Origin of the sequence: Salinicoccus sp. HZC-1 (assembly GCF_046736035.1) — a bacterium.
Classification (GTDB): Bacteria; Bacillota; Bacilli; order Staphylococcales; family Salinicoccaceae; genus Salinicoccus.
Genome location: NZ_CP177130.1, coordinates 2182072 through 2207657, shown reverse-complemented (window position 1 = coordinate 2207657; position 25586 = coordinate 2182072). Strand labels below are relative to the sequence as shown.

The window sequence follows — 25586 nt, the reverse complement described above, 5'->3', positions numbered from 1 at the left end:
GAAAAGTAATCTCGTTAAATGCACAATAAAATACATAACCTTTTAAAAAACATTGAAATAGGAGTGTTCTAAATGAAAAAAGTGGACTTTGGAAATGTCGCAGATGAATATCTGAAATACAGGGATGATATACCGGATAGTTTAATTAAAGGTCTGGAAAAAAGAGGGGTCACAATTTCCGGTAGTAAAGTGGCAGACCTCGGGGCAGGCCCGGGCCTTCTGAGTAAAATCCTGAGTGACAGGGGTGCGATTGTGGATGCTGTAGAACCCTCTGAAAAACTGATTGAAGTGGGGAAAAAGTATGTTGGAGATGACCCCCGAATCAAATTCACCCAAAAATATGCTGAAGATACAGGTCTTAAACCGAACACTTATGATATCGTCACCGTCATGCGGGCATGGCACTGGTTTGATACTGAAGATACGATAAAAGAAATCAAACGCATATTAAAACCCGGCGGCCAATTGATCGTGATGGATTCAGGGTTCACTTCATCTGTAAAAGTAGTAAAAAAATCCATGAAAATCATAAAGAACAATGCCAGTGATAAACAACTCAAAGCAGCAGGCGCAAAAGAAGATGCGACACAGATGATTAACAGCTTCCCGGTGGAATGGTTCGATGAATGGAAATATTCCCGCTTCGATCTGACCGATCTATATAAAATGGAGTACGAACTCCAATTTTCCAATGAAGAATGGCTGGGCCGGCTGGCAACAGTATCCTGGCTTGCGGCTTTTAAAGAAAAGAAACGTAAAAGGACACTTCAGGAGATAAGGGAATATCTCGAAGAAAATATATCCAAGGATAAGCACAAAATTCCTCATATACTCAGTGTCGCCATTCTTGTAAATAAAAATAAGCAGTAAAGGGAACTCAGCCTAAAGTAGTAAAAAAGCATTTCCTTCAAAAACAATTGTACAAATCATTTACAAGTCACTTACTTTTTGTTATTATATAACTTGTGATTAAAAGATAATAACTTTTGGGGGAACATATAAACATGACAAACGTATTAGTAATAAAAGCAAACAACCGTCCTGACGGAATCTCGACTAAAATGTATGATGCATACATGGAAACGGTGAAACAGAGCGAAAACCTGAATGTTGAAGTATATGATGTATTTGAAGAGGATATGCCGTACATCGGCCAGGAGCTGTTCAGCGCTTTCGGTAAAATCCAAAATGAAGAATCATTGAACGAAGACGAACAGCGTCTGATGAATGCCAAGCGGAAAGCGATGGACGCTTTTGAAAAAGCGGATGTCCTTGTATTTGCATTCCCGCTTTGGAATCTGACGATTCCGGCACGTCTGCAAACATTCATTGACTACGTATATGCTGCAGGATTCACTTTCAAATACAATGCAGACGGTTCAATGGCACAGCTTATGACTGATAAAAAAGTCATCCTGCTAAACGCACGCGGCGGCGTATACAGTGCACCTGAAGCAGCTGGCATGGACATGTCCATGAACTACATGAAAACTGTATTCGGCGGAGTATTCGGCATGGAGATCACTGATGAAGTGATTATCGAAGGCCACAACGCAATGCCACAGGACGCTGCAAGAATCGTCGAAGAAGGTCTGGAAAGCGTACGTGAATCAGCAAGAGAATTAAACTCACAGTTTGCGTAAATTGAATATCTGATCAGGTTTTGCCTGAACACGGTCCGGCACATACAATGCCGGGCCTTTTTATGCTAAAATTTCAGTAATAAGTCATAGAGGGGGAATTGTATGTGGCATGTCAAAAAATTTGAAGATTTGGATTTACATACACTCGAAGAAATCTACCGGTTAAGGGTTTCTGTATTTATAGTGGAGCAGGCGTGTGCCTATCAGGAGATAGATGGAAAAGATTCATTATCCATCCACATATATAACACGGATGAAACTGGCATTATTGCATATTTAAGGATCATACAGGAAGATCCTGTTTCAATCGGACGCGTCATCGTACGCGAAGATCACAGAGGGGCAGGGCTCGGCAGGGCACTGATGGATCAGGCGATGGATTATGTCGATCTGCATCACGCCGGAGAATTGATCTATCTCCACGGACAGGCCCATCTGGAGAAATATTACCAGTCATTCGGATTTAAAACGGTATCGGCCATGCACTTGGAAGACGATATCCCGCATTATCATATGGAATACAGAAAAGAGGAGTGAACTTAAATTCACTCCTCTTCTTCAGTTCTGGTTTCTTCAATGAGCCAGCGGCTGTCTTCATTCTTTTGTTTAGACTCCAGCAGCTTCTTGTTCTCTTCCTTGATCCTCTCGAGTTCAGACTTCATATGCTGATTCTCAAGCAGGAAATTTTCCTGTTTCAGCCGTTCAAGCTCCAATTGTTTATCCATAGCGTCGATTTTCATTTTCTCGAGCTTCCTTTGATGCTTCAAATATTCACTTCCGAACCCACCGATTGTAGCAATGAGTACAATACCCAAAATCCACAGCATAAAGCAGAATCCCCTCCGGTCCATATTAAATCCTTGCTTTCATTTTATCACTTTAAACACCGAAAGAGTAAAATGTTTTAAGTTTACATGTGAACTATTATTCCGGGATGATGCGATTTATGCAAAATCCAATCAGGAAAACGTTAACATTACGCATAAGCATGCATATATAGTAATACAATATATAAATCAATGCTCTGCATGAAACTAAAATTCAATTATTTCAATATTATTTTAAATTAATTAAATATTATTAATAAACTTACTTTGGTAATGTTTTCACATAATCATTGTCAAAATACTGTTACGATGGTATTATGTAACTATAGATAAAGGGAATAATGAAATTCAAATAAATTAAAATTACAAACTTTAGGAGGAAATAAAATGTTCTCAACTGATCGTATTTCTGCAGATCTCCGCATGGAAGAGTACAAGAAAATTGCTGAAAGCTACAGCCATCTTTCTGAAAGCAAAAAAGAAGGAAAGTCCAAGCAGTCTTTCTTTGCTAAGATTGTCAACAAATTTGGTGCATAATCGAATTGAAAATGCCGTCCCTGATTAGAAGAGGGACGGCATTTTTTTATTTGGTAAAATTCAGCTGCCACGTAACGCCGAACTGATCCTGGACCCACGCGAAACGATTGGAAAAGCCATATTCATCCAATGGCATATGAATGGCGCCTTTTTTCTTGAGCTTCCGGTAATAATGTTCAATCTCCGGCAGTGAATTACATTCTATGAAGAAAGACATGCTGGGTGTGAATGAAAATTCATGGGGGACTTCACTGTCCATTACCATGATGAGCTGGTCATGGATGCGGATGACGCCCTGCATCACTTTATCCTGCATTTCAGGACTGTCTTCATCATATTCTCTCATATAGCGGATTTCCGCATCTTCGAAAATCTCCATATAATATTCCATGGCTTCCTTTGCCCGGCCTTCGAACATCAGGAAGGGTGTCATTGATTTCATAATCTACCTCCTCATCTACATGAATCCAGTATAACAGAAGGTTAAGTAAAGCATCATGATTCATATATAGCGGAAGACTGATTATTTTTCATCGGTATTGCCAAGTATATTCGATCCTGTAATAAAGTACTTCTGGAAGAAGAAGAACAGGATGATGACCGGTAAAAGAACCAGTAATGAGCCAGCCATCAGATAGTTCCACTGGGTGCTGGATTGTTCTTTGAATACTTGAAGTCCAAGCTGCAGTGTATAGAGTGATTCATCATTCAGGTAAAGCAGCGGTCCCAGGAAATCATTCCATGCGCCGTTGAATGAGAAGATGGCCACTGTGAACAGTGCAGGCTTGATCATTGGCAGTGCGATTTTGAAAAAGATCTGGAAATGATTTGCGCCTTCCATTTTGGCTGCTTCAATCATGCTGTTTGGCACGCCCCTGAAAAATTGACGCAGCAGAAATATATTAAAAGCACTGCCGAATAATGCCGGCAGAATCAACGGATAGTACGTATTTACAAGCCCCAGTTTCGCAAAGATTACATACTGGGGGATGAGCGTGATGAACCCGGGCAGCATCATTGTGGAAAGTACGATGATGAAGAGCGCCCCGCGTCCTTTAAACTCTATCTTGGCAAATCCGTACGCAATGAATGCGTTGACGAATACATTGGCTAGTACAACAATCACCGTTATGACCGCAGTATTAATGAAATATGTGCCAAACGGTGCGACAGAAAATATATCAATAAAATTCGAAAACTGAATATCCTCAGGGATGAAAGTGAACTCACCGCGGTAGATTTCCTCCATTGTCTTAAGGGCGATTGAAATCATCCAGAACAAGGGTGCAATCATGAACAGGCTGCCTGCTAGGAGCAGCGTAAAGTTGAACGCACGCCAAAACTTCATTTTTCCCGTGTTATACATATTAATCCCCCTCGTAATGGACCCAGCGTTTAGCGAATTTGAAATTGACCAGTGTCAGCAGCATCACGATGACAAAGAGAATCCAGGACATCGCCATTGCATACCCCATATCAAATACATTAAATGCTTTTATCCACATATAAAGGTTGTAGAACAACAGTGAATTTTCCGGTGCCCCTGCATTATCGGCACTCATGACATAGGCTTCCTGAAATATCTGGAAGGATCCGATTGTGCTAGTGACAATATCAAAAAAGATGATCGGGCTGACCATCGGCAGCGTAATTTTGAAGAACAGCTGGACGCGCGATGCCCCGTCCATGACGGCCGCTTCATACAGTGTCTTTGAAATGCCCTGCATAGCTGCAAGATAAAGCAGCATACTGCCGCCGGCACTCCACAGTTTCATGAATATGAGTGACGGTTTCGACCATTCGGCATCAAACAGCCAGTTAGGCCCTTCTATGCCAAATATGGAAAGGAACTGGTTGATGAGCCCTGTAGAAGGATCCAGCAGCTGCATCCAGAGCAGGTAGACACCGACCCCTGAAAGAATTGCAGGCAGGTAGTAGATCGTTCTGAATATCCGCATGCCCGGTATGTCCTGATTCATCATGGTGGAAATTAAAATGGCTGCGATCGTTGTTAACGGAACTGAAAATACTACGAAATACATTGTGTTATAAAGGGATGTCCAGAACAGGTCGTCATGGATAAACATCTTTTTATAATTCTGCAACCCCACAAAATCCATTTGTGAGGTCACATTGTAGTTGGTGAAGCTGCCTGCCAGAGAAAACAGCAGGGGACCCAGCGTCAGCCCGAGAAACCCGATAATCCAAGGTAATATGAATATATAACCATAGAGATTCTCTTTCTTTTTATTCATTTCATATCACCTGCTTATTTACTCATTATTTTCAACGATACGCTCCAGATCGGTCTGTGCCTTTTCCAGTCCTTCTTCCACACCGATATTCTCACTGACGATGGATTCGAATGTGGGGTTGATCGTGCTTGCGTAATCCGGTGCAACCACAGGCTGTGGTGTGAGCAGTGTCTGCTCCATATTTTCAATCATCAGGCTGTAGACTTCCTGTCCCTTGTCAGAGAAGGCATCACTCTTGGAAGCGGCAATGCTCGCTTCTTCATTGGCAACGAGATCGAAGTTATTCTCAGCCCAGTAAAGCTGCGATTCATGATTGGTCAGATATTTGATGAATTCAAAGGACGCTTCCGGGTTTTTTGCCCCTTTCGGCACTTCTGCGACGAATCCGCCGCCCCATGAAGTATGACCGGAACCTTCCTCTTTTTCAGGCAGCGGCGCGACCCCGAAGTTCATATCCTGTGCGAAGTCACGCAGTTCAACGTAATAGTTTGCGTTTTGAACCATCATGGAGATGTCACCCGCCATGAAAGGATCCTGCTGGGCATTTTCAAATTGGGAGTTTACAGAAGTGATCTTCTTTTCTCCGTATTTTTCCTTCTGTTCAAGAATCCATTCGAAAGTATCCTGGACTGTCTGATTATTGATGCTGACTTCTCCGTCTTCACTGATATAGTTGTGGCCCTGTGCATTGATCATCCATACATCGGAACCTGCTCCGATTAAAGGATAGAAACCGATGCGGTCAAATGAACCGTTATTTTCCACATCCAGTTTTTCTGAATATTCTTCAAGTTCTGCCCATGTGGAAGGGGGAGACTCCGGATCCAGCCCGACTTCTTCGAACTGGTCTTTATTATAAAAAAGGATCTGTGTGTCTGTGTTGAACGGAAGTGCATATATTTCATCTTCATAAGTTGCGGCTTCCATCATCTGGTCATAGAAACTGTTTTTAGTCTCTTCATCGACGAATTCTGTAATCGGCTCGATCTGGCCCTGCTGTGCTCTGAGCTTTACGGTGTTGATATCATTGACGATGACGTCCGGCGGATCACCGGCGGCAATTGCTGCAAGGTTTTTCGTCCAAATATCGCCCCATGGCACATAAGTGTGCTGGACTTCGATTTCATCCTGGGAATTATTGAAGTCCTCGATGATTTTTTCGATTACGGGACGTCTCTGTTCGGATCCCCAATAAGTCCAGAAATCGAGAACGACCTTTTCACCGCTGTCGGCTGCTTCCGATCCAGAAGTAGCTTCGGATGCATTACCTTCGCTTGAATCCTCTCCGCTCGACGAATCGGAATTTCCCGGATTGAAACCGCCGCATGCGCTTAGGAATAATACGGAAACCAATATTAGACTTAAAAATTTTTTCATAACTCTCCCTCTCCCCTTATATTATGTAATTTTTAAAATATTATAAATTTAAATTTAATTATATCAGAGAAGTAGTAGAAAACAATTATTTCAGTAATATTATTTTGTTTTTTGCATTCAGAGTGCATTTGATTTTAAAATTTAAAAAGCAGGTACTATTTGCAAAGAGGGGGCAAAGATTAATGTGATACCGGTTATAGCTTCTTCTTTCTACAGTGATCATTAACCGGGTCTGCCTTGTTTTTACAGGGAGGATACAAATTCATTGATAGAGAAGCGGCTTTTTTTTGAAATAAAATTGTAAAAGTTTCAAGTAGGGAAGGGGAATGAAGATAAAAATTACCCCCGGAATACTGTAGAAGCAGTAAACATTTGAAAAAATCCATGTAAATATACTTTGATTTTTGAAACAAAAAATGCCGAATCCCAATTATGGGGATTCGGCATTTTCATTATATCAGGCCTCTGCTGTTAACTCGTCCAGGTTATCGGAGTTATAAATCTCTTTGTCCAGCTGTCCGTTTGTTTGGGCAGTGACTGTACCGGATACCATTGAACCGCTGACGTTAACTGCTGTACGTCCCATATCAATGAGCGGCTCTATTGATATAAGTACTGCGGCAAGTGCGATGGGCAGGTTCATTGTCGAGAGGACGACGATTGCTGCGAATGTCGCACCGCCGCCGACGCCTGCGATTCCAAGTGATGCAATTACAGTGACTGCAATCAATGTAATGATGAATGTGGCATTAATTTCAATCCCGACCGCCGGTGCAATCATAATACCCAGCATTGCCGGGTAGATGCCCGCACAGCCGTTTTGTCCGATTGAAAGTCCGAAACTTCCTGAGAAGTTCGCGATACTTGACGGTACGCCCAGGCGGATGCGCTGTGTCTGGATATTAAGCGGCAGTGTCCCTGCACTGGAGCGTGAACTGAATGCGAATAACAATGCTTCGGACGTTTTCTTGAAGTATTGCACCGGGTTCAGACCGGTCAGTGCAATGATGAGCAGGTGGATCAGATACATCGCGATCAGTGCAGCATAGGATGCGACTACGAACAATCCGAGATCATAAATGGCCTGGAAGTCGGAAGTAGCAACTGTTCTCGCCATAATGGCGAAAATGCCGTATGGCGTCAATGCAAGGATGATTTTAACGAGCTGCATGACCCATTCGTTGACGGCCACAACACCCTGTCTGACCTTTTCTCCTGTTTCCGGACTGTTTTTAAGCAGACGGACGAGGCTGAGCCCCATGAATACAGCGAAGAAAACGACTGCAATCGTTGAAGTGGCACGGTCTCCTGTGAAGTCCAGGAATGGATTGGCCGGCAGTAGGGAAACCAGCTGCTGCGGCAATGTCTGGCCCTCCACTTCTGCGGCACTGGATTCGAGGGAAGCGGCTCTTTCCGTCTCTGCTTCTCCCAGGTTAAGGCTAGAAGCATCCAGGTTGAATAAAAGCGCTGCTGTGATGCCGACTGCCGCTGCGATTGCTGTTGTACCCAGCAGGATCAGAATGATCTTACTGCCGGATTTCAGGAATTTTTCCTGTACATCCATCTTGGCGAATGCACCAAGAATGGAGATGAAAACAAGCGGCATAACGATCATCTGGAGCAGGCGGACAAAGCCTGAGCCGACGATTGACATCCAATCGGTCGTCTGTGTTATTACAGTGCTCTCGATCCCGTAGATGAGCTGGAGGACCGCACCGAATATCAATCCGATAATCAGACCGATCATTACACGGTATGAGAATTTCACATTCCGTGACTTTAAAGTGGCAAGTGCGCCAATTAAAGCAAGAAAGACAATAAGGTTTATTACGATGAGTAATATATCCATGAATAATTTAACTCCTTTTTATAATCAAAGTAGAGCAATTATATAGGAATTATTCCGGCTTGTAAAGCAGGCTTTGAGAAGTCCCAATATTCTCAGATTAATCAATGATATATAGATGTCTCGTTGCCCGGGAAGCGAGTACATACATTATATGATCATCCTCTTCATAATTTCCGGCATCACTGATAATGACGGTATTGTATTCAAATCCCTTTGAAAGATAGTAGGGCAGAATAATGAAGGATTGGTTATACAGCGTATCTTCCTCCTGCAGGTTTCTGAACTGCGGGAATTCATTCTCCAGCTGCGCGTGGAGTCTGTCGGCTGATTCCCTCGATGGTGTAATGATTGCCACCTGGGGCAGATCTCCGGCCCTTAAAATCTCGCGGATTTTTTCCACCTGATCCTCTGCAGTGATCTTCTGGACCGCTTCACCGTCCACAGAAACGGATTGGATGGATTCCGGTACGATGCTGTTTAAGAATGCGTTGATCTGGTTGGTTGATCGATATGAACGGACGAGCGCTTTCTCCACGTGATTTTTAGCGACAAGCGGATCTTTTTCCACAGGGTGGATCTGCTGGTTCGGATCCCCGAGGCTCGTAAACGATGCTTTTCTGTAATAGTGACGCATCACGTAATACTGCATGTTGGAGTAGTCCTGCACTTCGTCTATCAATACATGCTGGACGGAACGGTCGTAAGCGCCGAGCAGATGGATGTAAATATAGAGCATCGGTGCAATATCTTCATATTTAAAGTCATTTTCTTTAATGGAGCGGACTGTGGCATTACTGAATTTCTTATCATTGATGGAATTCACATAGAGCTTTTCAATATGGACGAACCTGAACAGCATGATCTGTCTGTGCGTCTGTTTCAGCTGGTCTTTCGCATAGGAATGTGCGGTCTCTTTCAGCTGGTGTTTTTCACCGATGTATTTATTCTGGCTGTTCAACTCTTTGAATTTCTCTTTTTTGATCTCTTCAATGCGTTCCGTATATAAAGCAAGCAGGCGTTCGCGCATCTTTATCAGCCGTTTGCTTGTCGTGTGGTGGGCCAGTTCTCTGTAGAACAGATCATTCAACTTCTCTTTGGAGATGAAGCTGCCATCTTTATCCTTCAGGTCCCTGAACTCCATGCCGCCCGTTGCCAGGGAGTCGATATAGCCGTGGAGGGTCCTGAAGTATTCCAGTGAAGATTTAAATTTGTAAATCCCGTGGGCCCCGGGGTCGCTGCGCAGTCTCCTGATGTTTTCATACACCGTTTCGAAACGGCGGGCCTTGAAGTAGGGGAACTGGCCGATCAGACGGTAGAATGTAATGTTTTTGACATGATTCTCCCCGAGTTCCGGCAATACATCAGACAGGTAGTCATTGAATACTTCGTTCGGGGAAATGAGCAGGATATTTTCCGGTTTCAATGTCTCTTTGTGCTGATAAAGCAAAAACGCGATCCGCTGCAGGGCAAGGGAAGTTTTACCGCTGCCCGGCGGCCCGTAGACAAGCGTGTCCTGGTTGAGCGGCAGGCGGATGACTTCGTTTTGTTCCTGCTGGATGGTGGAGACGATATTTTTGAGCTTCGACTGCGAAGAATCCGTAATCATGTTCTGGAGTACTTCATCACCGATATACACGTCGCTGTCGAACATCTTCTGCAGTCTGCCGTCTTCAACGATGAACTGCCTTCTGCCCGAGACGGATGCATCGATCCGGCTGCCGTCCGGAATGGTGTAGGACAGGTCTCCGGTGTCGTTCTCGTAAAACAGACTTGCAACGGGTGTACGCCAGTCATATATTAAAATGTCATTATTATTATTCCTGATTGTGCCGGTGCCGATATAAACCGCTTCACCGTCAACGACGATTTTCCCGAAGTACGGTTTTGGTATCATGCGTTTGGTTCTGTTGTACATGGTGTCGATAAAATTGAAATTCACTTCCGATGTCCGCAGCTCGGGAAGCATCTGGATAAATTCATAAATATTGCCGGATTCGAAGTCCGCATCGATCGTCGCGATCTCTTCATTGATTTCTTCACGGCTCGAGCGGATGCCCTTTTTGACATTATCCCGTTCTACAGTCAGCTGGGCGTTATATGCCTTCAAAAAATCGACAGTCATCGTCAGATGCTGCTTTTCCTCTTCAAATGATAAGTGTGTCAATTGCTTATCCCCCTTTTCGGTCGAAAATACATCATAAACGGTTTTACCCTTGAATAACAGTCTTAAATTACATATTTGCATATGATATAATGGAATTGTGAAATTAATGAAACTATCGATACGGTGCCGATGGTTTTTATAGTGATTAAAATATATTAAAGGAACAGGTGCTATGGGCAAAATTTTACTTTCCGGTCTCATCAGCGGCACTATTGCGGGTCTGCTTTTACTCGGTGCATTCCTATATGTACAGTTATCGACTGACATAGAATTGATGACTTTACTGCTCAATATAGATTTCCTCTATAGTGGCAATCCGCATATTGTGATTGAAGTACTGCTTCATTTATTTGTGTCTATTGTGATAGCAACCATTCTGAAATGGGTTTATATAAACCAGAGTAAACTATACATACCGTCAATGGCAGTCTTCTGGATCTTGGCTACATCACAGTATTTCGTATTATCAAACGCTGCAGAAGAGCCGGTGAAACTATACAGTTACATCGGATGGACGCTGTGGGCCATCTTCCATATCGGCTATTTTCAAGTGCTGCACCTTTGCTACAAATTAAAAATATGAGCCACGAGGGCATGAGACGCTGCGTCTTATGCTTTTTTCATTTGGAATGAAGTTACCGCCCTTCCATCCGGGTATACATACAGTATATGCGATAAAGGGGAGAGGTGGTACGAATTGGATATCAGAGAGGGTAAAGCACTGCTTGAAAAAGTGCTGGAAGTACGCAGCTCTGTAATAGAAGAGGGCGATGAACTGTATGACAGATGGAACAGGACACCAATCCGGCGGGAGTATGAAGACAGCGCACGGAACCTGGCCTACTATATGGCTTTCAGGAAGCAGGACTTGAGAGATCTTCAGGAGCGCCTGATTCCATGGGGCGTGTCTTCTTTGGGCAGACTGGAAGCGGATGTCTTAGGCACATTGAATGCGGTGGCTAAAACACTCGGCAGCATTACCGGAGAAGATGTCGGCGACATCGACTACCGTTCATCGGCGACGTTCCTTGAACGGAACGAGGCACTCAAAAATAACACGGACAAAATGTTCGGTGACATCCGTCATGACAGAAATGAACGCATACTCGTCACGATGCCGACAGAGGCGGGTAAAGATTACAAACTTGTGGAGTCACTGATAAACTCTGGAATGAACATGGCAAGAATCAACTGTGCACATGATGATCCGGAAGTCTGGGAAGCGATGATTAAAAATATCAAAAAGGCGGAATCGGCTACCGGCTATACTTGCCGAGTACTCATGGATATCAGCGGCCCCAAAATCCGGACGAAGATGCTGCTGACGACGAAGCGGAATCCGAAGGTGAAGGAAGGGGAGCGGTTCCTGATTTCCAACAAGACATCGATGACGCTGCCGAAAGGGATTGAGATCGCGGTCAATACTTCAGTGCCGGAAGTGCTCGATAAAATGAAAGTGGGCCAGAAGGTGAAACTTGATGACGGCCACATCGAAGCCGAAGTGAAAGAGAAGAATGATGAGGGCGTCATCTGTGAAGTGACAAGAACGGTGAAGGAGAACGGCGTCAAAGTGAAAACGGAAAAAGGGATCAACATTCCGGATGTGGACTACAAACTGCCTGTCCTGACTGAAAAGGACGATAAGGACTTGGATTTTGCCGTCCGGCATGCGGATGCGATCGCCTTTTCATTCATCAAGGATAAAAACGATATCGACCTTATAGAATCGGCACTCGGTGATAAGCTGCCCGAAGACAGGAAAGATATGCCGACGATCGCAAAGATCGAAACGGCCGAGGGCATAAGGAATCTGCCGGATATCATCCAGCGTGCCGCCGGCGCGCGGCTGTTCGGTGTGATGGTCGCACGCGGCGATCTGGCAGTGGAGATAGGGTACGAGCGGCTTAGCGAGGTGCAGGAAGAACTGCTGTGGATATGTGAAGCAGCCCACGTCCCGGTGATATGGGCCACGCAGGTCGTGGAGTCACTGGTCAAGACGGGCATCCCGACGCGTTCCGAGATCTCCGATGTCGTGGCCGGTTCCCGTGCGGAATGCATCATGCTGAACAAAGGGGACTATATCGTTGACGGCGTGGAAGTCGTTGCGGATATCCTCAAAAAATTCGAAGTCCACCAGTATAAGAAAACAGCAATGTTAAGATCACTCAGCATCGCCAGGGAAACTTTTGAAGGATAGCCATTTCGGAAGCTTGTCATTACAAGCTTCTTTTTTTGTGTGCATTTAGTCAGAAGAATCTTTTATTTCTGAAAATTTTCTTTATTAATAGCGTGTCAGGCTGTATAATAACCTAATCATATTAATACAAAGGAGTGAATCATCATGTTGCAGGAACCAATCATAGCCACGGTCATACTGTTTGCCCTGATTGCTGTGGGGGAATGGATTTCAATCTATACCAGAGCGCGGGTGCCGATGCTGATGACGGCGATGCTCGGCTTCTTGATCCTTACATGGATCGGCGTTTTCCCTGAAAACATTCTCGAGCTTTCGACACTGCCGGCGCTGGGCGCAATATTGATCGGCCCGCTGATTGTACATATGGGGACCTTGATGCGCTTTAAAATACTGAAGAAACAGTGGCGCGCTGTCGTCATCGCACTGTCGGGTCTCGCGGGGGCACTAACTCTGATTTTAAGCCTTGTCACTTTAATATTCGACTTCCCGACAGCAGCGAGTGGCGTCGGTCCCGTTTCCGGCGGGGTCGTTGCACTCCTGATCACAAATGAAAGGCTGACCGAACTTGGACTGACAAGTCTGATTGTCGTTCCTGTCCTGGTCCAGTCCTTCCAGGGGGTCATCGGCATGCCGCTGGCGGTATCATTTATGAAGAAGTACGGCCGCATGTTCATGGCGGAAGGGAAAGAGGCGGCGGCACATGTCGGTTTTGACGACGGAGAAGCGGTGCAGCCGCCGAGATTCAGCATTATGAAAAACAATACGATTAAATTATTCGTTATATTCGTCCTTGCCGCTCTGGGCGTGATACTCGGTGATCTGACCGGCATCCACTTTACATTGTTCTGCCTGGTATTCGGTGTGCTTGCACTCAATTTAAATCTGCTTCCCAAAAGTGCACTGGAATCGGCAAACTCATTCAGCTTCATGATGGTTGCCCTGATTTTCGTCATCATCGGCACGATGGGCGGCATTTCGCCGCAGGATGTCATTGATAATATTCCGGCAGTTCTGCTAATACTGGCTCTCGGTATCACCGGCATCATGGGCGGGGGCCTGATCGCTTCAAAACTGGTCGGCTGGCATCCGTATAAAGGGATGCCGGTGGCAATGACGGCGCTTATCGGATTCCCGGGTGACTATTTGATCTGTGAAGAGGTCGCCCGCAGTGAAACGAATAACATCAAGGACCAGGAAAAGCTTTTCCAGGAACTCGTCACACCCATGCTGATCGGCGGATTTGTTACAGTAACAATGGCTTCAGTATTTATTGCATCATTTATTATGAGTCTGATTTAATTCATTTATAGAAATAGGAGTGTTCATATTGGCTAAATTATTTATCAAAAATGTTAACCTGATCGACGGCACAGGATCCGATGTTGTAAAAAATACAAATGTTGTGGTTGAGGACGGCCGGTTTAAAGCGATTGATTCCGATGCGAAGCCGGCAGAAGGCGATGAAGTGCTCGATGGCAGAAACCGTTACATGCTGCCGGGCATGATCGATGCCCATGTTCACATGATGACAGAGTTCAAACCCTTGGAACAGCGGCTGGTCACACCGTTCTCATATAACTTCTATGCGGCGACGGAATACCTGAATACTACATTGAATGCCGGCGTCACTACGGTGAGGGATGCACTGGGCAGTGACCTCGGACTTAAAAAAGCGATCGATGATGGTCTTGTTGCCGGTCCGCGGATGAAAATCAGTGTAAATGCACTGACGATTACCGGCGGTCATGGAGACGGGTTCAACTACTCCGGCGTCGTTACGGATCTGATGCAGGCGCACCCGGGTATGCCGCACGGTGTATGTGACGGCGTTGAAGAAGTCCGTAAGAAGACGCGCGAAATGCTGAGGGCGGGCGCCGATGTGATCAAGGTGCACGCCACGGGCGGTGTTTCGAGTCCGACGGACCATCCCAAATTTACACAGTTTTCATTGGAAGAACTGAAAGTGATCGTTGAAGAGGCGCGATTTAGAAATGGTGTTAAAGTCATGGCGCATGCACAGGGACTGGAAGGGGTCAGACAATGTGTGGAAGCGGGCATCCATTCCATCGAACACGGCATTTTCCTCGATGACGAAGTATGCGGCCAGATGAAAGACCAGGGCACTTATCTTGTGCCGACACTCCTTGCACCGGTGTCGGTGCTTGAATTCTCAGAAGAGCTCGGCATGGCACAGACTGCGATCGACAAATCAGAAGAGGTTATGGACTACCACAAGGAAAGCTTCACACGGGCGTACAAAGCGGGCGTTAAGATTGCGATGGGGACAGATGCCGGCGTATTTAAACACGGCACGAATCTGCGTGAGCTCGAACTGATGGTCGAATGCGGCATGACACCGATGGATGCGATTGTCGCATCCACCCAGACTTCGGCGGAATGTCTCGGGTATACGGATCTGGGGCTCGTCAAGGAGGGCTATGTCGCCGACTTCATCTTCTTGGAGGAGAATCCACTGGATAATATCGGTGCTTTAAAAGAGCACGACAATATCCAGGTTGTGGCGAAGGATGGCGTCATCCATAAGAACATCAAGTAATCATATGCCAAATAGCAGCATCATATACTAAATATGCTGCATCTCCTTCTTTTATGCGGTTTTCAACGGAACACATTCCAATTATCCGAAGAAATATGAATATCGGGTTTATCCCTCCATCATGAGGGAAAATTATGAATATCATAAAAAAAGGAGGAATAACATGAAGGCATTAGATATGTTGGCTCTTGCACTCGTAATTATTGGCGGTTTAAACTGGCTTCTTGTAGGTTTATTTGAATTTGACCTCGTTGCATCAATCTTCGGGGGACAGGATTCGATTCTTTCTAAAATCATCTACATTCTGGTAGGTCTCGCTGCGTTATACTCCCTTAAATTCTTCGGGTATATCAATGAGCATTACGCGGATGCTCCGGCAGCCCGGGATGACGGACGAACAACAGATAACGAACGTGATGACGTACGCACAACGGATAACGAACGTGATGACGTACGCACAACGGATAACGAACGTGATGACGTACACACAGTGGATAGCAAACGCGATGATTTCAGAACAATGGATAATGAAGGTGACGAGGTACGAACACCGGATAACGAACGCGATAACTTAAGATAAGCGACTGAGATATCCATTGGATGTGTCGAAACACCCCAGCGTTAAAAATCAGCACAGTAAATGAGAGGTTAGACAAACACGCATTGTTTAATCTCTTTTTATTGCATTAGACTATCGGATTTTATATTGGATGACATACTTATGCCTCCGGTGAATTTCTCTCATTGAGATTTCTTTTTCATCTCTTCAATTCCGCTCATGAACAATCCGTCTCTGCTATAATGAAAATATTAAAGTGCGGGAGAAGACTATGAAGAAGGCATCAGTAATTTTCAACAGAAAGTCCGGCAGGAAAAAGAAGTATCCGGTGGAGTACCGGATAATAGATCAGTTAACGCGCACCGGTTATGATGTGGAGATCTTATATACGGAGAGTGACGGTGGAAAGTCACTGGCCAGACGCATTGCCCCGAAAAGCGACCGCATCGTTGCAGTCGGCGGGGACGGGACGATTGGTGAGGTCATCGGCGGCATCGTCGAGAGCGGCGCTGCTCCGGAACTGTCCATACTGCCTGCCGGGACGGTGAATGATTATGCCCGTACACTCGGCATATCGCTGAATCTGGAAGGAGCGGTAAAAAATCTTTCAAAACCGCAAAGAATCATTGAAGCGGATGTGGTGAAATACAATGATGTCCATGCGGCCTATTTAATCGCTCTGGGTGATTTCATGGAGTCCTTTACACAGGTCACTTCAAGCAGGAAGAATCGATACGGCACTCTTGCCTATTTACGGGCCGGGCTCCAGGCGCTGCTGACGATGAAGACATATAACGTTAAGATCGAGACGGGAAATGAAGAAATAACCGCGTCATCCCTGCTGACCATCGTTGCGAATGCTTCCTCTGTCGGAAGCTTCAGCAAACTTCTGCCCAAGGCAAAGCTCGATGACCACCGGCTTCATATTCTTAATGTAGAAGCTTCCAATCCAAAGGAGATCATCGAAATCATTGCTTTGGCACTCAGAGGCAGGATTGCCGAACATAAAAGGGTGCGGTACATACAGGCCAGACAGGTGAAAATCAACACCGACAGACTGGAAGTGATGGATGTGGACGGTGATTCCTATCCATTTGAACCCCTTGATATAGAACTGCTGCCTGCACGGATCAGACTCAGCATACCGGTGGAATAATATAGATTCGAAGGGATTATTCGACCGGAGTTGAAATATTTCCCTTTTTGCTTTATCATGTATCGGTGGCGTAAACGAACGAGGAGGAGGATTATTGTGAAACTCAGAGAAAGACTCAAAAAGATGAACTTCGAGAAGAGAAAGCTATCCATCAGTCCCAGGATTACCCAGCAGACATTAATTAACCTGGCTACAGTCATACTGGGTTCTTTCATATTCTCTATCGGGGTCAACACATTCATGATTGCAGGGAATCTAGGTGAGGGCGGGGTCACTGGTCTCGCAATTATACTCCTTTATGCATACGATATATCACCGGCAATCTCCACATTCATACTTAATGCAATTTTATTGGTGATAGGGTTTAAATTTTTAAGTAAACGGTCCATGTACTACACCATATTTGTAGTATTCCTAATGTCATTCTTCTTATGGATGACAGAAACATGGCATATCCAGACGGAAGAAATATTGATTAATACCGTATTCGGCGGATTATTCGTAGGACTCGGCATCGGTCTGGTCATCAGAGTCGGGGCGACAACGGCCGGTACGACAATCCTCGCCCAGCTGGCGAACAAATATTTCGACGTCAACGTCTCCTATGCACTGTTATTCTTTGACATGATCGTCATTACAATCGGTTTGACGGTAATGACACTGGAGCAGGTGCTTCTTACGGTCATTGCCCTTTATATAGCGACAAAAGTGATGGACTTCATCATAGAAGGTATGAATCCCAAAAAAGCCATCACCATCATTTCACAACAGCCGGAACTGCTGGGTAAGATGATCAACAGTGAAATCGGGCGCGGAGTTACAACGATGAACGGCAAAGGCTTCTATACGCAGGATGAAAAGGATATTCTCTATGTTGTAATCAACAAATCCCAGCTCACCAGAATCAAGCGGTTAATAAAAAAATATGATGATGAAGCATTCGTCGTCGTTCACGATGTGAACAGTGTACTCGGCAACTACTTCATTTAAATTTACTGGATTGGAAGGTTTGTGCTTCCAATCTTTTTTAATGGGTAATGTGATAGTAATAGTAATTTAAAAATTCAGAATAATATACTTTGAAAGTATACTGATACGGGAGTGAGGTCATGAAGAAAATATTTGCAGCAGCCTTGGCTGGCACAATGTTTTTAGCTTCATGCAGCGGGGGCGGGGAAGAGGAGACAACCGAAGAGGCGACGGAAGAAACACTGGAAGAAGCGACCGGGGAAGAGAGCACTGTAGAAGAGAGTGGAGAAGCTACGGAGGAAAGTTCCGGCAGTACCTCCAGCGGAGAATCCGAAGAAGCATCAACTGAAGAGAATATTGATACTGCAGCGGCCTCAACTGACGATAAACCAAAAGATCTAACTGAAGCTGAAATTGACGAACCCGGTCTTGATTTCGGCTATGATATTGATGAAGATAAAGTCAGCATGGTAGAAAATGCGACTGAAACGGATCAATCCGTTGAAGATGTACTTAGAAATTCTTCTGAAGTGACCTCATACGTTCAGGACACTTCAATCATCATTGAGATCAGTCAGGGGGAGCAGATAGTGGATCAGTCATTCCAGGGGATTGTGGCAGAAGTGGATGAATCCAATGGTCTGGAAGTCGCATCCGACTACTTTAATGAAAACTTTGAAATCATTCAGCCGCATGGATATGGAAATAGTGAAACAGGTGAATTGTTCATGTTTACAGAAGCGGGCTGGACTGACTATTCCCCTCAATATGAAGCCAAAGATATAATATACGGACTGTACTCAAATATTTATGACATCATTCAGCAAATGCCGGATGCCCTCCAGGTATTGGAGGAAGGAGACTATGACATCCTTTATTATACCGGGAATGATGAGAGGGTCTATCAGCTTTACCAGAATAATTTTGAAATGGAATTCTCAGGCGCGAATATGGATGAACTTCAAATGGGCTTTGTCGCTTTCATCAATAAAACGTCCGGTGATCTGGAGAGTGTCAATCTGATTGCAACCGCTCCGGGCCTGGAAGCGCCGGAACAGTCATTAACTATAGAGGTTATATTAAACTACCATGAGTACGGACTCTTTGATGATGGAGCAGAAATTAAGAAACCCCATCCCGATGAACTGGGCGGGGCAGCAACGGAAGAAGAAACAGCTGAAGAGTCCAGAGAATAGGATTTTGAAATAGCAGAATAAATGACAGAACAGGGTGGAATGATGATTCCCCCTGTTTTTTTATGCTGTTTTAACATATAAGGGTGTGCCGGGCTTCATTTGCGGTGACGATGTCCATATGCAGGGTTTTGTGGTCACCGTTGGCTGTGACGACGTCCGTATGAAGGGTTTTGTGGTCACCGTTGGCTGTGACGATGTCCGTATGAAGGGTTATGTGGTCACCGTTGTTTGAGACGATGTCCATAGGAAAGGTTATGTGGCCTTCGTCGGATATGACGATGTCCATAGGAAAGGTTTTGCAGCCGTCGAACCAAAAAAGCAGAGAAACTATTCCTCGCTATCTCCCCGAGTTTTTAAATAAATCATTTGCTTATCCGTTTCGGAAATGACGTCGAAGCCGTTGTATATCAGCCAATTTTTGGTGAATGAGTTTTTGGGAGTCGGATCCATCATCAAGAATATCTCATCCACATCAGAAGTCTCTGTCATATATGTATTCATCAGTTTCGAGGCAAGTCCCTTGGTCTTATATTCCGGATGGACGATTAAATCCGAAATGAACTGGGTGAACTTCATGTCACCGGAGGAACGGATGATGCCGACAAGTGCCGAGTCGTCCCATGCTGTTATGACATAATCCGAAGAGATGACCGCCTCATATAATTCGTCCAGCCTGTTTTCATAAGTACTGTAGCCTTTGCTCAAGTATAGAGTACTGATATCACCCGGATTAAAACTTCTGTCTTTTCTTAATTTCAACATCCTGTCACCTCTTTTAAAATTATGATAAGTGAGATGAATGATAAAAGAAAGTAAAATGAGTTGAAATCTTACATCCCCGGCAATAGAATTATATGTAAGCGTTTTTTAAAAGATCGCTTTTGCAAAGGGGAATCGCATATGTTTTCATTGGTTTTCACAGAAACAGCGAAGAAGATATGGAGGAATCGGAAAAACAGGCTGATACTCATTCTATCCATACTCGGCATTTTTACATACTTACTGCTTTATCTGCCCTCTGCAGGCAGTATTACCACCTTGGATACTGAAAGATTATCATTGGAAATGGAAGCAAAGCAGGGAGAAAAAGAATCCAGATTAGCTGACGGGGACATATCAGTCAATAGTTTTACCGGAGTGGATACATACAGTATGGCCAAGGATGAATTCGAATATTATTATAAATTCCACACGGCATTGCAGGACGGGGATATGTACCGCCTGGCACAACTGAAATCAAACGGTCTGCCGATGTTCATTTTTGAAAAGATTCATGATCATCTCCTTGATGTGTATGATGGGGATCTTCAGAGGGTGGCTTACCATCGGGCGGTTCTCTTTCAGGAAATGGAGGGAATTGCGGAAGCACCCGGTGTCAGTGCCCATCTGCTGAATAAAAAGACCGCGGTCCAGCAGATGCACGCATTCTTCAGGACGTATGGTCCTATGATCACATTGTTCGTGACGATATTCATCGCAAGCGAAATACTGGTGGATGACCGTAAACACCGTACATTGAAGGCAGGAACACCGATCGGATGGCAGAAGTATATATTCTATCAATCGATTTCAATGTTCGTAATCATCACCGGCGGAATCCTCTCATTGCTGGCCCTTTTCTTCATAGCCAATGGGATATTATTCGGGTTCGGCCCATTGGGGCTGGAAGTCTCCCATTATGCCTATGCCGATGGATACAGGGGAGAGGCATCGAACTTTTCGACGCAGAGTGCCGGCGGTTTCATACTGATGTCACTCCTGCTGATTACATTGCTGATTTACCTGTTCATCCGCATCAACGCCATCCTTTCCCTGGTATTCAGGCATGACGTCGTCGTGATGATCACCGGTTTTCTGCTCGTTGCCTTTAACCGCATATACAGCGGTGAGGCCGAGGAAACGGTGTTCGGCATCGAGGGCCATTACTTTGTGCAGAACTATTTTGAGTTCGGCAAAGTGTTGAGCGGCGAGCGGAATTTTCTTGCCATGACGGATGCGTTCACTTTCCAGTCGGCAGTCATGGTAATAGTTGTAACGATCATCGTTGCCGAAATCATCCTGTACTTTACTGCCGGATGGATGAATCGCCAGAAGTTTGAAAGGCAGGTGGGATAGGTGAAGCTGTTCAAGTGGGATTTCCTTAAAATCATCCGGAATAAGAAGACACAGATCATACTCATTGCACTGCTTATCTTTCTGGCTTCCTACTCCACACTTTATCAGGACCGGACGGTGCAGCTGCCGGTTGAAGAAATACGGACGGAGTATGAAGAGACGCAAAGACTGTTCCGCGCCATTCCGAGTGAAGATTTCGAAACGGAGACGGGACAGGAGATATATGAAAAGTTAGCGCGCCAGCAGCACATTCTGGGCATGCAGCGCTATATACTGGGGCAGAAAGAGGGGAACACTGTCGAAGGGCTTGAAGAGATCGTCGATGACTACGTCGGTCAGGGCATCGAAATGACAGAAAACCAGCTGTCCTTCTATGAAGCGGAGGATTTCCCTTCATACGAATTGCTGACGGGTTATCTGCCCAGTGAGGAAGAGCTGAGGGATGAACTCAAGTTTCTGCAGTATCTAAAAGAGAATAATGTGGAGATTGACTGGAACCCGATGTCGCCGAGCCTGGTGCTCTACAGCCTGGTGAACCTCATCGCCGGCGTATTCATATATATCATTGCAGCGGTGTTCGGGTCCGATCGTTTTGCGAGGGACCAGGAGAACAACTGGAGTGTGTCCCAGGGCATACCGTATTCCTGGGCGTTCCAGTGGCGGCAGCGCACGTTTATCAGCTGGCTGCTCATCTGGCTGACCATCATCGCCGGTACAGTGATATCCTACTTCATGAACACTTTGGCAGTGAACACAGGCACACTCAATTATCCGGTGAAACTTTACAGCGCGCCGTATACGGAATACATCAGCATTTTTGACTATACGGTGGTCGTCATGCTGCTCACCATGGCATTGAGCTATGTCATCGTTAAATTCGCAACGGGATTGAGCTGGGTATTCAGAAACATCTATGTCACGATCGCCATCGTTACGGGTATCTTCTTTATCCCGTATCTGTTCCTGGTCATCCCGGCGGTATCAGCATGGAATCCGCTGCTTTACCTGCAGATCCAGCCTGTGCTTGAAGGGCTGTGGACGGACGCCGGCAAAGTGGATATTCCCAAACTGATTATGAGTATCATCATGCTTTATGTTCTCGTCGAAGTGGCATTCCACTTCATCTTCAAACTCATTCCGACGCGGAACGGCAAGCTGAAAAGGAGGAAAAACTGATGGGGCTGGAAGTGAAAAACCTGACAATCAGCTACGGTACGAACACGGTGCTCAAAGATGTCAGTTTCAAAATACCGGACAACACGATCATCGGCCTGGTTGCACCGAACGGCACAGGCAAAACGACGCTGTTCAATGCCATCATCCGGTTCATCCCGATAAATGAAGGGGAGATCATTATCGATGGACAGGCATACAGGAACACAACGGAAGACGTGAAAGCACTCCATAAGATAGTGACATTCTTTCCTGACCAGGCGGAACTTTATGAAGATTTTTCAGGGTATGAACATATAGAGATGTACAGGGACCTCTGGAAAAATAAAGGCACCGATGTCCAGAACATCATCGACAGGCTGAATATGGACGGCTATGTGAGGGATAAGGTGAAGACGTATTCACTCGGTATGAGGCAGAGGCTGTGTTTCGCCATGATGATCGCCGCCGATACGAAAGTCATGTTCATGGACGAGATCATGAACGGCCTCGATCCGGTCAATGTGGAACTCGTCAGCGGAATCCTCCAGGAAATCAAGCAGGAAGGGAAGATCATCATCGTTGCGAGCCATCTGCTTGAGAACCTCGATGACTATGCGGATCAGATATTCTTCCTTAATGATAAAGCGATCTACTACACGTATGACCGGCATAAGGAAAAAAGAGAATATATCAAAGGATACATCAGTGAAGCCGGCTATGGAAAGCTGCCTGAACTGCCAAAAGGCACGCTGTACCTGAACAATGACCGGATCTGTATTCCGACAGATACATTTTCAGAACAGGAAAAGTTCAGCGTGCTGTCAAAAATACAGGCGCTTGGGTCCAGCTCGGTCAGCCTCGGCCCGCTCGGCACCAATGAACACTATCTCCGCATCTATAAAGGAGAGAGAAATCATGAAAATGCTTAGCATGGCGTTTTTGATCCTGTTCATGTCAGCGTGCGCGTTCAATGGAATCATGCCGGAGCATTATGACGGACAGAAAGTGGAGAAGGACCGGGAAGCGATTACCCAATTCGCAGAAAATAACCGGCTCACGACGGAAGGTCTGTCAGAACGGTACCCGTTCATAGACAGTACAGAAATCATCGGCAGCGAACCCTCCACCGGAAGTGCCGGGACACTTGAGCCGGGAACGTATCCGGTAGGCGGGGAGATTGAGCCGGGCCGGTATCAGGTTGCAGTGTCAGAAAAGGTTTCCGCCTCGGCAGTAGTGGTGGAAGACAGTGCGGGCAACAGAATCATCGAGCTTGCGCTCGGCACACGGAGTCCTTCCACGGTACTCGACCTGAAAGCGGGGTATTCGTTCAGTTTCAAAACCAGGACGGGTGAAGTGCATCTGGAACCGCAAAATCATGAACCACGCCAGCCGGCAGATGATGGAACCCTCCAGATTCCGCCGGGTATATTTGAAGCGGGCACACATCTGGAACCGGGGACGTATAGGCTCGTCACAGAGGTATTGCCTTTATTAAACGAAAACGGGGAACCTGAAATCTACTGGAATCTCAACCCGGCACAACCTGAAATGGAAGTGTCATCCGGAGAAACCGGGGAAGAAATGCCTCCGGAGGGAGAAGCGGAAGTAATGGTCGATATTCATGAAAATGATATGATTGTAACAGAATACCCAATTACTTTGAAAAGAGAGTGATTTATCCAAATGGAACTTTATAGATACGACAAACAGATGAAAGCTTCACCGGAAGAAATCTTCGCTGTGGTGAATGATGATGAAAGATTGAAGGAATGGAGTCCCATATTTGAAGGGAATGAATATTTTACGGAGGAGAAGCGGGCAAAAGGCACGAAGTTCAGAACAAAGCTGAAGGTTTTGAGTAAGACATATCAATTCCGTTCGCAGATTACAGAATATGAAGAGAATCGCCATGTCAAAGTCCGGACGACTTTAAGACAGGGAACAATCACTTCGGAGTTCCAGCTTGCCCCGGCAAGCAATGATGAGACACAGGTGACCGTGACGAGCCACTTTGAAGGCACTGGCAAGAAGTACAATCTGATTTTGAAAGGCGCAAAACCGGTAATTAAAAAAGTGCTGGATAACCAGGTGAATAAGCTGGAGGAAATCGCTGCGAAATAATTGACGGGAAGGTGTTAGGATGAACATCAAAGTATTACAGTTCAAGGTGGAATATGGGGATGTAGACCGTAACATCACTAAAGTGAAATCACTTTTTGAAAAAGAAAACCTGGAGGGCACGGACATCGTCGTGCTGCCGGAAATGTGGACCACCGGCTATGATCTGGAAAATGTGGACAAACTGGCATGCCGTAACCTGGAGCCGGCGAAATCCATCATTGCAGAACTTGCGGCAGAACATGATGTAAATATCGTTGCGGGCTCTGTAGCGAATGTTAAAGATGATTCTGGAGAGGTATACAATACAGCATTCGTCATCAACAGACGGGGTGAACTCGTCTACCAATATTCCAAGATGCATCTTGTGCCGATGCTGAATGAGCCGAAATATTTAACAGGCGGCAAAGAGAAGGTTGAGACGTTTGAACTGGACGGGGAAACGTTCGGACTCGTCATCTGCTATGACCTCAGATTTCCGGAGCTTTTCAGAGATCTGACATTAAAGGGTGCAACATCAATATTCGTTGTGGCGGAATGGCCGTTCGCCCGTAAAAGACATTGGGAGACACTGCTCGCTGCAAGAGCGATTGAAAACCAGTGCTACATCGTCGCATCAAATACGTATGGTGAAATAGCGGATGAAAGATTCGCCGGCCGTTCCATGGTCATCGGGCCATTCGGGGAAATGATGGATGAAGCGGATGATAATTCGGAAACAACAGTGACAGGTGAGACAGACGGAAACGAAGTGGACAGAATCAGAAAAGAAGTTCCGATATTCGACAGCAGAAAAAGGGAGATGTATCACTTCCTGTAAAAATATGAGCAGGCCTCGATTGAATTTAAATCGAGGCCTGCTTTTTAATCAAGATATTATTTTGCTGACATTCCGAAGTGAATAAGATAATA

26 protein-coding genes are annotated in these 25586 nt (G+C 45.4%); 18 read left to right on the top strand and 8 right to left on the bottom strand.

Features of this window, described 5'->3' with window-relative positions; all coding sequences use genetic code 11:
• Positions 1-72 precede the first annotated feature (72 nt).
• The 3 genes from ACKRAT_RS11575 (at position 73) to ACKRAT_RS11565 (ending at position 2180) form a co-directional block, all read left to right on the top strand.
• A complete protein-coding gene (locus tag ACKRAT_RS11575) occupies positions 73-870 on the top strand; it encodes a class I SAM-dependent methyltransferase (RefSeq protein ID WP_411842543.1) in 798 nt (265 codons plus the stop codon).
• Between the two features lie 134 nt (positions 871-1004).
• Positions 1005-1643 (top strand): FMN-dependent NADH-azoreductase, encoded by a 639-nt coding sequence (locus ACKRAT_RS11570; protein ID WP_411842542.1) that lies wholly within the window; start codon positions 1005-1007, stop codon positions 1641-1643.
• A gap of 102 nt (positions 1644-1745) precedes the next feature.
• Entirely contained in the window at positions 1746-2180 is a 435-nt protein-coding gene (locus tag ACKRAT_RS11565) for a GNAT family N-acetyltransferase (protein ID WP_411842541.1), read from the top strand.
• A gap of 8 nt (positions 2181-2188) precedes the next feature.
• On the opposite strand, the gene ACKRAT_RS11560 is transcribed toward ACKRAT_RS11565, so the two are convergent.
• Positions 2189-2470, bottom strand: coding sequence for a hypothetical protein (locus tag ACKRAT_RS11560; RefSeq protein WP_411842540.1), 282 nt, complete (start codon positions 2468-2470; stop codon positions 2189-2191).
• Positions 2471-2857: 387 nt separating this feature from the next.
• Here ACKRAT_RS11560 and ACKRAT_RS11555 point away from each other — a divergent pair, with 387 nt between their 5' ends.
• Positions 2858-3007, top strand: coding sequence for a hypothetical protein (locus ACKRAT_RS11555; RefSeq protein ID WP_411842539.1), 150 nt, complete (start codon positions 2858-2860; stop codon positions 3005-3007).
• Positions 3008-3053: 46 nt separating this feature from the next.
• Here ACKRAT_RS11555 and ACKRAT_RS11550 read toward each other — a convergent pair whose 3' ends face one another.
• The 6 genes from ACKRAT_RS11550 to ACKRAT_RS11525 form a co-directional block, all read right to left on the bottom strand.
• The gene (locus ACKRAT_RS11550) at positions 3054-3449 is read right to left on the bottom strand and encodes a VOC family protein (protein ID WP_411842538.1); all 396 of its coding nucleotides are present in this window, start codon (positions 3447-3449) and stop codon (positions 3054-3056) included.
• Positions 3450-3530: 81 nt separating this feature from the next.
• Positions 3531-4373: a carbohydrate ABC transporter permease gene (locus tag ACKRAT_RS11545; RefSeq protein WP_411842537.1), complete on the bottom strand. Its 843-nt coding sequence runs from the start codon at positions 4371-4373 to the stop codon at positions 3531-3533.
• 1 nt (position 4374) lies between these two features.
• Entirely contained in the window at positions 4375-5262 is an 888-nt protein-coding gene (locus tag ACKRAT_RS11540) for a carbohydrate ABC transporter permease (protein ID WP_411842536.1), read from the bottom strand.
• Positions 5263-5280: 18 nt separating this feature from the next.
• Positions 5281-6639 carry an ABC transporter substrate-binding protein gene (locus tag ACKRAT_RS11535; RefSeq protein WP_411842535.1) on the bottom strand — a complete coding sequence of 453 codons (1359 nt, stop codon included), beginning with the start codon at positions 6637-6639 and terminating at the stop codon, positions 5281-5283.
• A gap of 457 nt (positions 6640-7096) precedes the next feature.
• Entirely contained in the window at positions 7097-8488 is a 1392-nt protein-coding gene (locus ACKRAT_RS11530; RefSeq protein WP_411842534.1) for an L-cystine transporter, read from the bottom strand.
• 97 nt (positions 8489-8585) lie between these two features.
• Complete coding sequence (locus ACKRAT_RS11525; protein WP_411842533.1) at positions 8586-10652, bottom strand: HelD family protein; 2067 nt, start codon at positions 10650-10652, stop codon at positions 8586-8588.
• A 172-nt stretch (positions 10653-10824) separates the two neighbouring features.
• Here ACKRAT_RS11525 and ACKRAT_RS11520 point away from each other — a divergent pair, with 172 nt between their 5' ends.
• The 8 genes from ACKRAT_RS11520 to ACKRAT_RS11485 all read left to right on the top strand — a co-directional run bounded on the left by ACKRAT_RS11520 (position 10825) and on the right by ACKRAT_RS11485 (position 19286).
• Positions 10825-11235 carry a hypothetical protein gene (locus ACKRAT_RS11520; protein ID WP_411842532.1) on the top strand — a complete coding sequence of 137 codons (411 nt, stop codon included), beginning with the start codon at positions 10825-10827 and terminating at the stop codon, positions 11233-11235.
• A 114-nt stretch (positions 11236-11349) separates the two neighbouring features.
• The gene (locus tag ACKRAT_RS11515; RefSeq protein WP_411842531.1) at positions 11350-12849 is read left to right on the top strand and encodes a pyruvate kinase; all 1500 of its coding nucleotides are present in this window, start codon (positions 11350-11352) and stop codon (positions 12847-12849) included.
• A gap of 144 nt (positions 12850-12993) precedes the next feature.
• Positions 12994-14148, top strand: coding sequence for a hypothetical protein (locus tag ACKRAT_RS11510; protein WP_411842530.1), 1155 nt, complete (start codon positions 12994-12996; stop codon positions 14146-14148).
• Positions 14149-14176: 28 nt separating this feature from the next.
• The gene (locus ACKRAT_RS11505; RefSeq protein WP_411842529.1) at positions 14177-15406 is read left to right on the top strand and encodes an amidohydrolase family protein; all 1230 of its coding nucleotides are present in this window, start codon (positions 14177-14179) and stop codon (positions 15404-15406) included.
• Between the two features lie 163 nt (positions 15407-15569).
• Positions 15570-15986 (top strand): DUF378 domain-containing protein, encoded by a 417-nt coding sequence (locus tag ACKRAT_RS11500; protein WP_411842528.1) that lies wholly within the window; start codon positions 15570-15572, stop codon positions 15984-15986.
• 250 nt (positions 15987-16236) lie between these two features.
• A complete protein-coding gene (locus ACKRAT_RS11495) occupies positions 16237-17121 on the top strand; it encodes a diacylglycerol/lipid kinase family protein (protein WP_411842527.1) in 885 nt (294 codons plus the stop codon).
• Positions 17122-17217: 96 nt separating this feature from the next.
• Positions 17218-18111, top strand: a complete 894-nt coding sequence (locus ACKRAT_RS11490) for a YitT family protein (RefSeq protein WP_411842526.1) — start codon at positions 17218-17220, stop codon at positions 18109-18111.
• Between the two features lie 119 nt (positions 18112-18230).
• A complete protein-coding gene (locus tag ACKRAT_RS11485) occupies positions 18231-19286 on the top strand; it encodes a hypothetical protein (RefSeq protein WP_411842525.1) in 1056 nt (351 codons plus the stop codon).
• 327 nt (positions 19287-19613) lie between these two features.
• On the opposite strand, the gene ACKRAT_RS11480 is transcribed toward ACKRAT_RS11485, so the two are convergent.
• The gene (locus ACKRAT_RS11480) at positions 19614-20048 is read right to left on the bottom strand and encodes a GNAT family N-acetyltransferase (protein WP_411842524.1); all 435 of its coding nucleotides are present in this window, start codon (positions 20046-20048) and stop codon (positions 19614-19616) included.
• A gap of 138 nt (positions 20049-20186) precedes the next feature.
• Between ACKRAT_RS11480 and ACKRAT_RS11475 the strand changes: the two genes are divergently transcribed.
• Genes ACKRAT_RS11475 through ACKRAT_RS11450 form a run of 6 tightly spaced genes read left to right on the top strand, consistent with a single transcriptional unit; the run spans position 20187 to position 25494 of the window.
• Entirely contained in the window at positions 20187-21401 is a 1215-nt protein-coding gene (locus ACKRAT_RS11475) for a hypothetical protein (protein ID WP_411842523.1), read from the top strand.
• Positions 21402-22577 carry a hypothetical protein gene (locus ACKRAT_RS11470; RefSeq protein ID WP_411842522.1) on the top strand — a complete coding sequence of 392 codons (1176 nt, stop codon included), beginning with the start codon at positions 21402-21404 and terminating at the stop codon, positions 22575-22577.
• Positions 22577-23485, top strand: a complete 909-nt coding sequence (locus ACKRAT_RS11465; RefSeq protein ID WP_411842521.1) for an ABC transporter ATP-binding protein — start codon at positions 22577-22579, stop codon at positions 23483-23485. Before ACKRAT_RS11470 ends, ACKRAT_RS11465 begins: the two co-directional genes overlap by 1 nt.
• Complete coding sequence (locus ACKRAT_RS11460; RefSeq protein ID WP_411842520.1) at positions 23472-24230, top strand: hypothetical protein; 759 nt, start codon at positions 23472-23474, stop codon at positions 24228-24230. The genes ACKRAT_RS11465 and ACKRAT_RS11460 overlap by 14 nt, the downstream gene beginning before the upstream one ends.
• Positions 24231-24239: 9 nt before the next feature.
• A complete protein-coding gene (locus ACKRAT_RS11455; protein ID WP_411842519.1) occupies positions 24240-24677 on the top strand; it encodes an SRPBCC family protein in 438 nt (145 codons plus the stop codon).
• Positions 24678-24696: 19 nt separating this feature from the next.
• On the top strand, positions 24697-25494 hold the full coding sequence (locus tag ACKRAT_RS11450) for a carbon-nitrogen family hydrolase (protein ID WP_411842518.1): 798 nt from the start codon (positions 24697-24699) through the stop codon (positions 25492-25494).
• The last annotated feature ends 92 nt before the right edge of the window (positions 25495-25586 follow it).